Origin of the sequence: Streptomyces virginiae, from assembly GCF_040638905.1 — a bacterium.
GTDB classification, from domain to species: domain Bacteria; phylum Actinomycetota; class Actinomycetes; order Streptomycetales; family Streptomycetaceae; genus Streptomyces; species Streptomyces virginiae_B.
The window spans coordinates 117353-130387 of sequence record NZ_JBEZYV010000019.1 but is presented as its reverse complement, the minus strand read 5'-3'; the positions used below and the strand labels follow the sequence as shown (position 1 = coordinate 130387).

Annotated in this window: 11 protein-coding genes; 5 read left to right on the top strand and 6 right to left on the bottom strand. The window is 71.0% G+C overall.

The window, feature by feature from the left end; genetic code table 11:
• Nucleotide 1 precedes the first annotated feature (1 nt).
• Nucleotides 2-700, top strand: a complete 699-nt coding sequence (locus AB0F82_RS24520; RefSeq protein ID WP_362631268.1) for a DUF4191 domain-containing protein — start codon at nucleotides 2-4, stop codon at nucleotides 698-700.
• Nucleotides 701-797: 97 nt separating this feature from the next.
• Here AB0F82_RS24520 and AB0F82_RS24515 read toward each other — a convergent pair whose 3' ends face one another.
• Entirely contained in the window at nucleotides 798-1265 is a 468-nt protein-coding gene (locus AB0F82_RS24515; protein WP_030961647.1) for an RDD family protein, read from the bottom strand.
• Nucleotides 1266-1450: 185 nt separating this feature from the next.
• Between AB0F82_RS24515 and glnA the strand changes: the two genes are divergently transcribed.
• Together glnA and AB0F82_RS24505 are read left to right on the top strand one after the other, a co-directional pair.
• The gene (gene glnA, locus AB0F82_RS24510) at nucleotides 1451-2860 is read left to right on the top strand and encodes a type I glutamate--ammonia ligase (RefSeq protein WP_030654817.1); all 1410 of its coding nucleotides are present in this window, start codon (nucleotides 1451-1453) and stop codon (nucleotides 2858-2860) included.
• A gap of 168 nt (nucleotides 2861-3028) precedes the next feature.
• Nucleotides 3029-3631 (top strand): hypothetical protein, encoded by a 603-nt coding sequence (locus AB0F82_RS24505; RefSeq protein WP_362631265.1) that lies wholly within the window; start codon nucleotides 3029-3031, stop codon nucleotides 3629-3631.
• 63 nt (nucleotides 3632-3694) lie between these two features.
• Here the strand turns inward: AB0F82_RS24505 and AB0F82_RS24500 are convergent, their stop codons facing one another.
• Nucleotides 3695-4348 (bottom strand): TetR/AcrR family transcriptional regulator, encoded by a 654-nt coding sequence (locus AB0F82_RS24500; protein ID WP_362631263.1) that lies wholly within the window; start codon nucleotides 4346-4348, stop codon nucleotides 3695-3697.
• 85 nt (nucleotides 4349-4433) lie between these two features.
• On the opposite strand from AB0F82_RS24500, the gene AB0F82_RS24495 reads away from it, so the two are divergent.
• A complete protein-coding gene (locus AB0F82_RS24495; protein ID WP_356812185.1) occupies nucleotides 4434-5204 on the top strand; it encodes an SDR family NAD(P)-dependent oxidoreductase in 771 nt (256 codons plus the stop codon).
• A 13-nt stretch (nucleotides 5205-5217) separates the two neighbouring features.
• Here the strand turns inward: AB0F82_RS24495 and AB0F82_RS24490 are convergent, their stop codons facing one another.
• Entirely contained in the window at nucleotides 5218-5736 is a 519-nt protein-coding gene (locus AB0F82_RS24490; RefSeq protein ID WP_356812186.1) for a DUF4240 domain-containing protein, read from the bottom strand.
• 85 nt (nucleotides 5737-5821) lie between these two features.
• Between AB0F82_RS24490 and AB0F82_RS24485 the strand changes: the two genes are divergently transcribed.
• Nucleotides 5822-7306: a serine/threonine-protein kinase gene (locus tag AB0F82_RS24485; protein WP_362631260.1), complete on the top strand. Its 1485-nt coding sequence runs from the start codon at nucleotides 5822-5824 to the stop codon at nucleotides 7304-7306.
• 181 nt (nucleotides 7307-7487) lie between these two features.
• On the opposite strand, the gene aceE is transcribed toward AB0F82_RS24485, so the two are convergent.
• From aceE to sucB, 3 genes are all read right to left on the bottom strand, one after another.
• Nucleotides 7488-10172, bottom strand: coding sequence for a pyruvate dehydrogenase (acetyl-transferring), homodimeric type (gene aceE, locus AB0F82_RS24480; RefSeq protein ID WP_362631258.1), 2685 nt, complete (start codon nucleotides 10170-10172; stop codon nucleotides 7488-7490).
• A 221-nt stretch (nucleotides 10173-10393) separates the two neighbouring features.
• Nucleotides 10394-11017, bottom strand: a complete 624-nt coding sequence (locus AB0F82_RS24475) for a GntR family transcriptional regulator (RefSeq protein ID WP_030654838.1) — start codon at nucleotides 11015-11017, stop codon at nucleotides 10394-10396.
• 134 nt (nucleotides 11018-11151) lie between these two features.
• Nucleotides 11152-12999, bottom strand: a complete 1848-nt coding sequence (sucB, locus tag AB0F82_RS24470; protein WP_362631256.1) for a 2-oxoglutarate dehydrogenase, E2 component, dihydrolipoamide succinyltransferase — start codon at nucleotides 12997-12999, stop codon at nucleotides 11152-11154.
• Nucleotides 13000-13035: the final 36 nt, after the last annotated feature.

The following is a 13035-nucleotide window of genomic DNA, read 5'->3' as shown; positions in this document are numbered from 1 at the left end:
TATGGCGAGGAAGTCAAACGCAGAGACTGCTGCGAACCCCGGGCGACTGAAGCAGATCGCCCTGACGTACAAGATGACGCGCAAGGCCGACCCGAAGGTCGGTCTGATCGTCGCGGGCGTGGGAATCGTCACCTTCGGTGTCTTTCTTGCGATCGGCTTCCTGATCGACCACCCGGTCTACCTGGGCATCCTGGGCTTCCTGGTGGCGTTCCTCGCGATGGCGATCGTCTTCGGGCGACGGGCCGAGCGGGCTGCCTTCGGGCAGATGGAGGGACAGCCGGGAGCGGCCGCGGCCGTACTGGAGAACGTGGGCCGGGGCTGGACGACCACCCCGGCCATCGCGATGACCCGGCAGCAGGACATCGTCCACCGCGCCGTGGGCAAGGCCGGCGTCGTGCTGATCGCCGAGGGCAACCCGAACCGCGTGAAGCCGCTGCTCGCGAACGAGAAGAAGAAGATGGCCCGGATCATGCCGGACGTGCCGGTCCACGACTTCATCGTGGGCACGGGCGAGGGCGAGGTGCCGCTCAAGAAGGTGCGCACCACCCTGCTCAAGCTGCCGCGCGTACTGTCGGGCCCCCAGATCACCCAGGTCAACGACAAGCTGCGGGCCATGGGCGACCTCATGAGCAACATGCCGCTGCCGAAGGGCCCCATGCCCAAGGGCATGAAGATGCCGCGCGGCGGAAAGATGCGCTGACGCGCCGACGCGCTATCAGCTGATTTTCGTATACGACACAGGGGTGCCCCCCGGGCCGGACGGCTCGGGGGGCACCCCTGTGTCCGCTCGCGCCGTGTCAGATGCGGACCTGGACGGCGCGCGCGAGGCGGTCGTGGAGGCCGCGGCCGTCGCGGTCCCAGATCAGCGCCGGGACGACCAGCGCCAGCAGCAGCGTGCGCACGACCACCCGGACGATGCCGAGCCTGCCGCCGTCCTCCGCGACCACCCGCAGGCCCAGGGCCCGCTTGCCGGGTGTGAAGCCCACGGTGCCGACCGTCAGGATCGTCAGGGCCACGAAGAGCCCGAGGGTCCAGTTGCCCGCGGCGCCCAGGTTCCCGCCGGTGATCAGCCCGTACGCGATGAGCTGGCAGCCGATCCAGTCGAGGGCCACGGCGGCGATCCGGCGCCCGAACCGTGCCACCGAGCCGGGCCCCTCCTGCGGCAGGCCGAGCCGCTGGCCCGGATAGCCGAAGTCGACACCCATCTCCTCGGCGGCCGCCTTGGGGCCGGAGAGCCAGGATCCGATTGCCTGTCTGTTGTCCACCCGACCACGGTACCGGTGGCGCCTCACGGCGCTCCGGCCGGACCCTGGTTAACTTGTGCGAAACAAATGGGTCATGCTTGGGAAATCCCGTCTGCTTATGGTCGGGTCAGCGTGCGGCACCGCACTGACGCACCACGAGCTATAAAGCCCGTCCCTCCCCCGGGGCCGGGAGTAGGAGGAGTTGGATGTTCCAGAACGCCGACGAAGTCAAGCAGTACATCGAGGAGAACGACGTCAAGTTCGTCGACGTCCGCTTCTGCGACCTGCCTGGTGTGATGCAGCACTTCACGATCCCGGCGCGGGCATTCGACCCGGCGGAGGAGCTCGCCTTCGACGGATCCTCGATCCGCGGCTTCCAGGCGATCCACGAGTCCGACATGGCCCTGCGCGCCGACATCACCACCGCGCGCCTGGACCCCTTCCGTCGCGACAAGACGCTGAACATCAACTTCTTCATCCACGACCCGATCACGGGTGAGGCCTACAGCCGCGACCCGCGCAACATCGCGAAGAAGGCCGAGGCGTACCTCGCCTCCACCGGCATCGCCGACACCGCGTTCTTCGGTCCCGAGGCCGAGTTCTACATCTTCGACAGCGTGCGCTTCGCGACCACCGCGAACGAGGGCTTCTACCACATCGACTCCGAGGCCGGCGCCTGGAACACCGGTTCCGAGGAGAACAACCGCGGCTACAAGGTCCGCTACAAGGGCGGCTACTTCCCGGTCGCCCCGGTCGACCACTTCGCGGACCTGCGCGCCGAGATCTCCCTGGAGCTGGACGCCCAGGGCCTCCAGGTCGAGCGCCAGCACCACGAGGTCGGCACCGGTGGCCAGGCCGAGATCAACTACAAGTTCAACACGCTGCTGGCCGCGGCCGACGACCTGATGCTCTTCAAGTACATCGTGAAGAACGTCGCCTGGAAGAACGGCAAGACCGCGACCTTCATGCCGAAGCCGATCTTCGGTGACAACGGCTCGGGCATGCACGTCCACCAGTCGCTGTGGGCCGGCGGCGAGCCCCTCTTCTACGACGAGGCCGGCTACGCGGGCCTGTCGGACACCGCCCGCTACTACATCGGCGGCATCCTCAAGCACGCCCCGTCGCTGCTCGCATTCACCAACCCGACGGTGAACTCGTACCACCGCCTGGTGCCGGGCTTCGAGGCGCCGGTCAACATGGTGTACTCGCAGCGCAACCGCTCCGCCGCCATGCGCATCCCGATCACGGGCTCGAACCCGAAGGCCAAGCGCGTCGAGTTCCGCGCGCCGGACCCGTCCTCGAACCCGTACCTGGCCTTCTCGGCCCTGCTCCTCGCGGGCCTCGACGGCATCAAGAACAAGATCGAGCCGATGGAGCCGATCGACAAGGACCTCTACGAGCTCTCCCCGGACGAGCACGCGAGCGTCCCGCAGGTTCCGACCAGCCTCGAGGACGTCCTCAAGGCCCTGGAGGAGGACCACGAGTACCTCCTGGCCGGCGGTGTCTTCACCCCCGACCTCATCGAGACCTGGATCGACTACAAGCGCACGCACGAGATCGCCCCGATCGCGCAGCGCCCGCACCCGCACGAGTTCGAGCTGTACTTCGACCTCTAAAAACGCCTGATGGGAGGCCCCCCGCCACGCTCCACGGAGCGAGGCGGGGGGCCTTTCCGCTTTGACAGGCCGCCCGGGCGGAGTGAGGGTGGAAATGACCTAAAGGCACAATAAGCGAGACATGTTCGGAGGTGCATGAGAATGCGCCGTAGGATCGTTGCGGCAGCCATGACCGGAGCCGCAGGTATTGCCATCGGTCTGCTGCCCGTCGCCGCCTCGGCCGCGGCCGTCACTGGTGGTGGCGGCGGCGGGAACGGCGGCTACGACTGCTACCGGTACCCCTCGAACCGCTCCGACGCCCGCTGGGACTACTGCTGCAACCGCGACTGGCGCGACCGGCCCAGCTGGTGCTGGGACAACGCGGGCGTCGGCGGCGACCGCGGCCACTGGCGCGACAGCAACTGGAACGACTCCGACTGGCGCCGCAACAACTGGCACGACGCCAACTGGAACGACTCCGGCCGCGGCGGCAACGGCAACTGGAACGACTGGGGCAACGGCCGCGGTGGCAACGGCGACTGGGGCAACGGTCGCGGTGGCAACGGTGACTGGGGCAACGGTCGCGGCGGTAACGGTGACTGGGGCAACGGCCGCGGTGGTGACGGCAACGGCGACTGGGGCGGCCGCGGTGGCGGCGGCAACGGTGACTGGGGCGGCGGCAACGGCGGCGGCAACGGCGGCGGTGGCGGCGGCCACGGTGACTGGGGCGGCGGCAACGGTGGCGGCGGTGGTGGCAACGGTGGCGGTGGCGGCTGGGGTGGCGGCCGCTGAGACCCTGACACCCGTCTGACCGCGGAGGGTCGTGGGGCGGGGCGATGCCCCTGCGGCGCTGGTTCAGCGCAGCAGGGGCATCGCTCCTGTGAGGTCGCGCAGGCACAGGACCGCGAGCTCGGCGGGGGAGCCCGGCCCCGACACCGGGACGTCCGTCGCCGACCACAGCTCCAGCGCCACCCGGATCGCGTCCGTGGCCGCGGCGGCCAGCAGCCGTACCTCCCGCAGGTCCGCGTCCGGCCCCGCCAGCCTGCCGATCACGGGCACCAGGCCCTCCTCGGAGTCCTGGTTCACGCGGTACCAGACCGCGCGCAACGCCTGGTCGTCCGCCGCCGCGCGCAGCAGGCCGCGGGTCACCTCCAGGCCCTCCTCGACCGCTTGAGGGCCGCTCAGTGACCGGGTGACGGCACGCTCCAGCGCCTCCCCGAGGGGCGTTCCCGGGTCCTCCTCCGCGAGCAGCGCGCGCCAGGCGTCGCCGCCGCCCGCCAGCAGCGGGGCCACGGCCTCCTGCTTGTTGCGGAAATAGCGGTAGAAGGTGCGCAGCGCCACGCCCGCGCGGTGGGCGATGTCCTCGGCGGTGGTGCCGTCGGGGCCGTGCTCGGCGAACAGCTCGCAGGCGGCGCGGGCGATGTCGAGCTGCGTCGCCGCCTTGCGGCGCTCGGTCAGGGACTGGGCTCCGGGGCCGCCCTGGGGGGCGTACGGGCGAGGGGATTTCACGCGGTGAAGCCTACCGTCCGCCCCCTCGACCTGGCGTTCTTTGTCACCATGACAAAATGTGCCACTTCTTCGGTACGCTCACGCCATGAACCGTTACGAAGGACGACGCGTCCTCATCACCGGCGGCGGCTCCGGCATCGGCCGCGCCACCGTCCACCGCCTCCTCGCCGAGGGCGGCCGGGTCCACGCGGTGGACATCAGCGAAGCGGGCCTCAAGGCCACCGCCGAACACGCCGCCGCCGCGGGCCACGCGGACCGGCTCACCACCGCGCTCCTCGACATATCCGACGAGAACGCCGTCAGGGAAGGCGTCGCCGCCGCGACCCGCGCCCTCGGCGGGATCGACGTACTCGTCAACGCGGCGGGCATCCTGCGCTCCGCGCACACCCACCGGACCACGCTCGACCTGTGGAACCAGGTCATCGCGGTCAACCTGACCGGCACCTTCCTGATGATCCGCGAGTCCCTCCCGGCACTCCTCGCGGGCGACCGGCCGGTCGTCGTGAACTTCAGCTCCACCTCGGCGTCCTTCGCCCACCCCTACATGTCCGCCTACGCGGCCAGCAAGGGCGGCATCCAGTCCATGACCCACGCGCTGGCCGCGGAGTACAGCAAGCAGGGCCTGCGCTGCGTCAGCGTCGCGCCCGGCTCCATCGAGAGCGGCATGACCACCGGCAACGGCCCCGGCCTGCCCGAGGACACCGACTGGTCCCTCTTCGGCAAGCTCGCCCCGGCCATCGGCCAGGGCTTCGCCGGCCCCGAGACCGTCGCAGGCGTCGTCGCCATGCTCGGCTCCGAGGACGGCGCCTTCATCACCGGCACCGAGATCCGCATCGACGGCGGCACGCACTACTGATCAGGCAGGCGCATCAGGCGCGGAACCGGTCCCACAGCCGGGGGAAGCGCTCCGCGAGCACGGCTTCGTTCTCGAAGTCCAGCGGGGTGCCCTCCGGCTCCGCCGCCTGCAACGGAACGCCCAGATCCGGGGCCACCGCCCCGGTCAGCTGCTCGTACGCCTCGTCGGCCGCGTACCCGAGCTCCTCGCCGTCCCCGTCGATCTCCTCGTCGAAGTCGCCCAGCAGCTCCGCCAGATGGTCCGGATCGTGCACCCCGCCCTCGAAGACCTCCCGCCCCTGGCCGATCAGCCAGCAGCGGAAGTAGTCGAAGGCGTCGTCGCTCGCGCCGTCGAGCAGCACCCAGGCCGCACCCCACAGGTCCCAGGTGTACGCCCGGTTGTACCGGGACTCGAAGTGCCGGGCGAAGTCCAGGACGGAATCCGGATCGAGCTGCAGCAGCCGCTCCACGAGCAGCTCGGCATGCTCCTCGGCGTCGCCGTCGGCTGCCTCGCGCGTACGGTCGACGATCTCCCAGAACTCCGTCTCGTCCATCACGGGATCCAGCATCATGGGTGGGGGCGCGCACCGCCACCGCGAGATTCCGCCGCGGGGGGCGGGACCGGGGCGAGGGGGACCGATGGAAAGGACGACGCTCGGTGGCCGCTACCACCTGAAGCGCCGGCTCGGCAGTGGCGGAATGGGCGACGTCTGGGCCGCCGAGGACGAACGGATGCACCGGCCGGTCGCCCTGAAACTCGTACGCATGCCGCCCGGCGCGGAGGCCGAGGAGGCCGAGCGGCGGTTCGCGCACGAGGTCCGCTCGCTGGGCAACCTGCCCCACCGGCACACGGTCACCGCGCACGACTGGGGCGAGGCCGCCCTGGCGGGAGGCCGCGTGCTCTACCTCGTGATGGAACTCCTCCGGGGCCGCACCCTGGCCCAGGTGTTCCGGGAGGACCGACCGGTGCCGTGGTACGACCTGGTGAACTGGGGCTGCCAGACGGCCGAGGCGCTGGCCGCGGCGCACCGCCGCGGCATCCTGCACCGGGACATCAAGCCGCAGAACGTCTTCCTCACCGACACGGGTGTCGTCAAGGTCCTGGACTTCGGCCTCGCCAAGATACTGACCGACTCGCTCAGGGTCGGGCCGAAGACCGCGGACGGCAGCGCGATGGGCACCTTCGCCTACACCTCGCCCGAACAGTGCGCCGGGTACGCGGACATCGGCCCCCGGACCGACCTCTACAGTCTGGGATGCATGCTGTACGAGGGGCTGACGGGGCGGCCGCCCTTCGCCGGGGAGCGCATCGCGCTGCTCTTCCATCAGGTGAACACCCCGGCCCCGCCGCTGACCGAGGAACTGGCCCCGGGCGTCCCCGAGGGCGTCGTCGCGCTGGTGATGCGTCTGCTCGCGAAGGACCCGGCGGAACGTCCGGAGAGCGCCGCCCGGGTCGTGGCCGAATTACGTGCGCAACTGGACGCCCACGCCCCCGCCGAGGGGTGCCTCCCGCCGGCCGCGGCGCAGCTGCGCCGCCGCGCCGAGGAGGAGGCTGCCGTCGTGCGCGGCGAGGCGGAGCGGGCCGCGGCGGAGATCCGCGAGAACGCGGAGCGCGCCGCCGAAGCCCTGCACGAGCAGGCCCGGGCCGTGCTCGCGCAGGCGCGTTCCGCCGCCGTCCGGGCCGTCGATGTCGCCGAGGAGGCCGTCGGGAGGGCGCGCGCCCGGCAGGCCGAGGCGGAGGAGGCTGCCCGCCGTACGGTGGTGGCCGCGCGCCGACGGGCCGACGGCCTCCTCGGAAGAGCTGTGGTCGATGCCGTGGACACCCGGATGAGGGCATTGATCGAGGCGTGGGTCCGGGAACGCGAGAAGGACGGGCCGGGCGGCAGCCTGTGGGACGGCGGACCCTCCGCACCTGCCGTACGGCCCGGGGACGGGCCGCCGCCGCCCCCGGAAGCCGGCGAGTACGCCCGCAGGCTCCACGTCCGGATGCAGGGCGGAGGCGTCCGCACCGGCCTGCGTCGCCAAGGCGGCTCCCGCCCCCCGACACCGCCGGCCGACAGCAGGACCGACAGCAGGGCCGGCAGCGGGGCCGACGCGCGGGGAGAACCTGCCGAAACGCCGTGAGGCGGCCCGTCCCCTCCTGGGCGGGCCGCCTCACAGGCGGGTCGTACCGGTCTGCCGGGGCTAGGTCGTGTCGTCAAAGTCCCGGCTGGCCGGCGGGACTTTGACGACACTCCCTAGAGGTGTCTTGTTGATCAGGCCGGATCAGGCCCCCGCGAGCCCGGCATGATCGGCGAGACACTCCCTACAGGCCGTAGCGCTCCCGGGCCTCCTTGACCGCGGAGGCCGGAACCTCGCCGCGGCGGGCGAGCTGGGCCAGCGCGGCCACCACGATCGACTGGGGATCGACGCCGAAGTGGCGGCGGGCACCCTCACGGGTGTCGGACAGACCGAAACCGTCCGTGCCCAGCGAGGTGTAGTCCTGCTCCACCCACTGGCTGATCTGGTCCGGTACCTGACGCATCCAGTCGGACACGGCGAGGACCGGTCCCTGGGCGCCTTCCAGCGCACGGGTGACGTACGGGGTGCGCACCTCGCCGCGCAGCAGCGCCTCGTCGCACTCCAGCGCTTCGCGGCGCAGCTCGCCCCAGGAGGTGGCGGACCAGACGTCGGCGGCCACGTTCCACTCGGCGGCGAGCAGCTTCTGCGCCTCCAGGATCCAGTGGATCGCCGTACCGGAGGCCATCAGCTGGATCTTCGGGGCGTCGGCGGCCGGGGCCGCCTCCGCCAGGTCGGCCGCCGTGTTGAAGCGGTACAGGCCCTTGAGGATGCCTTCCTCGACGCCCTCGGGCATCGCGGGCTGCGGCTTCGGCTCGTTGTAGACCGTCAGGTAGTAGAAGACGTCTTCCGGCTTCTCGCCGTACATCCGGCGCAGACCGTCCTTGACGATCACCGCGATCTCGTACGCGAAGGCCGGGTCGTAGTTGAGCGACGCCGGGTTCGTGGACGCGATCAGATGCGAGTGGCCGTCCGCGTGCTGCAGGCCCTCACCGGTCAGCGTGGTGCGGCCGGCGGTCGCGCCGACGATGAAGCCCTTGCCGAGCTGGTCGGCGAGCTGCCACATCTGGTCGGCGGTGCGCTGCCAGCCGAACATCGAGTAGAAGATGTAGAAGGGGATCATCGGCTCGCCGTGCGTCGCGTACGACGTGCAGGCGGCGATGAAGTCGGCCATGGCGCCGGCCTCGGTGATCCCCTCGTTGAGGATCTGGCCGTCCTTGGCCTCCTTGTAGTACATCAGCTGGTCGCGGTCGACCGGCTCGTACGTCTGGCCCAGCGGCGAGTAGATGCCGGCCGACGGGAAGAGGGACTCCATACCGAAGGTACGGGCCTCGTCGGGGACGATCGGCACCCAGCGCTTGCCGGTCTCCTTGTCCCGCATCAGGTCCTTGACGAGGCGGACGAAGGCCATGGTCGTGGCCATCTCCTGCTTGCCGGAGCCCTTGAGGAGCGGGGCGAAGGAGCGCTCGGCCGGGGCGGGCAGGGCCACGTGGTGGACCTTGCGGGCCGGGGCCGGGCCGCCGAGGGCCGCCCGGCGCTCGTTGAGGTACTGCACCTCCGGGCTGTTCGCGCCCGGGTGGCCGTACGGGACCTTGCCGTCGGCGAAGGCGCTGTCCGGGATCGGAAGTCCGAGCAGGTCGCGCATGCCCTTGAACTCGTCGATCGTCAGCTTCTTCATCTGGTGGTTCGCGTTCTTCGACTCGAACCCGGCACCCAGCGTGTAGCCCTTGACGGTCTGCGCCAGGATGACCGTCGGCGCGCCCTTGTACTCCAGGGCGGCCTTGTACGCGGCGTAGACCTTGCGGGGCTCGTGGCCGCCGCGCGAGGTGTGGAAGCACTCGGCGATCTTCGCGTCGGAGAGCAGGCCGCCGAGGGCGACGAGCTCGGCGTTGGCGCCGAAGAAGTGCCGGCGGATGTAGGCCACGTCGCGGGTCGCGTACGTCTGGAACTGCGCGTCCGGTACCTCGCGCAGGCGGCGTACCAGGGCGCCGGTGGTGTCGAGCTGGAACAGCTCGTCCCAGGCGGAGCCCCACAGGGTCTTGATGACGTTCCAGCCGGCGCCGCGGAACTGGGCCTCCAGCTCCTGGACCACGCGGAAGTTGGCGCGGACCGGACCGTCGAGGCGCTGCAGGTTGCAGTTGATGACGAAGGTCAGGTTGTCGAGCTGCTCGCGGGAGGCCAGGGCCAGGGCGGCGGTCGACTCGGGCTCGTCCATCTCGCCGTCGCCGAGGAAGGCCCAGACGTGCGAATTGGCGGTGTCCTTGATGTTCCGGTTCTGCAGGTAGCGGTTGAAGCGCGCCTGGTAGATCGCGGAGAGGGGGCCGAGGCCCATGGAGACCGTGGGGAACTCCCACAGCCACGGCAGGCGCCGCGGGTGGGGGTAGGACGGCAGGCCGTTGCCGCCGGACTCCTGGCGGAAGTTGTCGAGCTGCTGCTCGGAGATGCGCCCGTCGAGGAAGGCGCGGGCGTAGATGCCGGGGGAGGCGTGGCCCTGGATGTAGAGCTGGTCGCCCGATCCGTCGGCCTCCTTCCCGCGGAAGAAGTGCTGGAAGCCGGTCTCGTACAGCCACGCGGCGGAGGCGAAGGTGGCGATGTGGCCGCCGACGCCGTACTTCGAGCCGCGGGTCACCATGGCGGCCGCGTTCCAGCGGTTCCAAGCGGTGATCCTGGCTTCCATCTCCTCGTCACCGGGGAACTCGGGCTCCGCGGCGGTGGGGATGGTGTTGACGTAATCCGTCTCCAGCAGCTTCGGCAGGGCGAGGCCGGCGGCCTCGGCGTGCTGGAGCGTGCGGCGGAGCAGGTATTCGGCGCGGCGCGTACCGGCGGCCTGTGCGACGGCGTCGAGGGAGGCCGCCCATTCGGCGGTCTCCTCGGTGTCGCGGTCCGGGAGCTGGTCGAGCTCGCTCGGAAGCTTTCCTACGGGGTCGGACATCGCTGTGCGCCGCCTTCCGGACAAAGGAGAGGTGGTGAAGAAAATCCCTGACGGGGCAGGACAGGGTCGATGGACCTGGTTGAGGTCCGCGACGACTGTAAATCCCTGATCGATGATCGATCAAATAAAAGTGACGAAGAAACGTCGATCCGACAAAAGTCGGCACCGGGTGCCATTCAAACGGGCACGCGGTGCCGGTCGAACCGGGGCGAAACGGTCGCTCAGGCGCGGGGCGCGCATCCCAGGACGTGCCGCTTCACCAGTACGCCGATGTCCGGATCCCGACTGCGGAAGGCCTCGACGAGCGCCTCGTGCTCCTCCGCGTAGGACTTCTGGACGGTTCCCAGCCAGCGGATGGACAGGGCCGTGAACACCTCGATGCCCAGGCTCTCCCACGTGTGCAGCAGCACGCTGTTCCCGGCGGCCCGCACCATCTCCCGGTGGAAGCCCACCGTGTGGCGCACCTGCGCCGTGCCGTCCGAGCTGCGGTCGGCCTCCCACAGGGCCGCCACGTGCGGCTCCAACGCCGAGCAGTCGGCCGCCAGCCGCGGCGCCGCCAGCTCGGCGGCGATCTGCTCCAGACCGGCCCGGACCGGGTAGATCTCCTCCAGGTCGGCGGCGGAGAGGTTCCGTACGCGCACGCCCTTGTTCGGCGCGGACTCGATCAGCCGCAGCGTCTCCAGCTCGCGCAGCGCCTCCCGTACGGGGGTCTGGCTGACCTCCAGCTCCACGGCGATGCGCCGCTCCACGATCCGCTCACCGGGCTTCCAGCGCCCGCTGACGATCCCCTCCACGATGTGCTCGCGGATCTGCTCGCGCAGCGAGTGCACGACGGGTGGGGTGATCATCGGGGCTTCATCTCCTGGTGGCTGTGCAGGGACACGGCGGGGCCTGATGCGTAGACAATACGGCGGCGCCCCCGCCCGGGAGTATCCCGGACGGGGGCGCCGACAGTGAGGCTGGTTACAAGCCGTTCGGCTCAGAGGCCGAGCTCGACCTCGAACTCGCCGGCCTCCAGGATCGCCTTGACCGCGGTGAGGTACCGGGCCGCGTCCGCGCCGTCCACCAGGCGGTGGTCGTAGGACAGGGTCAGGTACGTCATGTCGCGGATGCCGATGTTGGTGCCCTCGGCGGTCTCGATGACCACCGGGCGCTTCACCGTGGCACCGATGCCCAGGATGGCGACCTGGTTCGGCGGCACGATGACCGTGTCGAACAGCGCACCGCGCGAACCGGTGTTGCTGATGGTGAAGGTCGCGCCCGACAGCTCGTCCGGCGTGATCTTGTTGCCGCGGACCTTGGCGGCCAGGTCGGCGGTCGCCTTGGAGATGCCTGCCAGGTTGAGGTCGCCCGCACCCTTGATGACCGGGGTCATCAGGCCCTTCTCGGAGTCCACGGCGATGCCGATGTTCTCCGAGTCGAAGTAGGTGATGGTGCCCTCGTCCTCGTTGATCCGGGCGTTGACGACCGCGTGGGCCTTCAGCGCCTGGGCAGCGGCCTTGACGAAGAACGGCATCGGGGACAGCTTGACGCCCTCGCGGGCGAGGAAGCCGGCCTTGGCCTTCTCGCGGAGCTTCATGATCTTGGTGATGTCCACCTCGACCACGGAGCTGAGCTGCGCCTGCGAGTGCAGGGCCTTCATCATGTTGTCGCCGATGACCTTGCGCATGCGGGTCATCTTGACCGTCTGACCGCGCAGCTCGGACACCGCGGCGGCCGGAGCCTTGGCGGCGGGAGCGGCAGCGGCCGGAGCCGGAGCGGCGGCAGCGGCCTTGACGGCCTCGGCGGCGGCCAGGACGTCCTGCTTGCGGATACGGCCACCGACGCCGGTGCCGGAGACCGCGGACAGGTCCACGCCGGACTCCGAGGCGAGCTTGCGCACCAGCGGGGTCACGTACGCGCCCTCGTCACCGGCGGAGGCCGGGGCGGCGGCGGGCGCGGCCGGAGCCGGGGTCACCGGAGCCGGAGCGGCCACCGGGGCGGCAGCCTGGGCCGGAGCCGGAGCCGGAGCCGGAGCCGGAGCCGGAGCGGCAGCCGGGGCGGGCTGCGCCGGAGCCGGAGCCGCGGCGGGAGCCGGGGCCTCGGCCGGAGCGGCCTCGGCCGGAGCGGCCTCGGCCGGAGCCGCAGCGGCCGGAGCCGCAGCGGCCGGAGCCGCAGCGGCCGGGGCGGCACCGGCGACGCCGATGACGGCCAGACGCGCGCCGACCTCGGCGGTCTCGTCCTCACCGACCACGATCTCCAGCAGCGTGCCGGAGACCGGCGCGGGGATCTCGGTGTCGACCTTGTCCGTGGAGACCTCGAGCAGCGGCTCGTCGGCCTCTACCGACTCGCCGACGGCCTTCAGCCAGCGGGTGACGGTGCCCTCGGTGACGGACTCGCCCAGGGCGGGGAGCACCACGTCCGTGCCGGAGGCTCCAGTGGAGCCGGTGCTTGCACCGGTGGTGCCGGAGGCGGCAGGGGCGGCGGCGGGAGCCTCGGCGGCCGGAGCCGGGGCCGCGGGGGCCTCGGCGGCCGGAGCCGCAGCGGCCGCGGGGGCCTCGGCGGCGGCCGGCTCGGCGGCCGGAGCCGCAGCGGCCGCCGGAGCGCCGGAGCCGTCGTCGATGACGGCCAGCTCGGCGCCGACCTCGACGGTCTCGTCCTCGGCGACCTTGATGGAGGCCAGGATGCCGGCGACGGGCGACGGGATCTCGGTGTCGACCTTGTCGGTCGAGACCTCGAGCAGCGGCTCGTCGGCCTCGACGTGCTCGCCCTCGGCCTTCAGCCAGCGGGTGACAGTGCCCTCAGTGACGCTCTCGCCGAGCGCCGGAAGGGTTACGGAAACCGACATGGTTTCTGTTGCTCCTTACGAAAGTGCGGAAGTGGT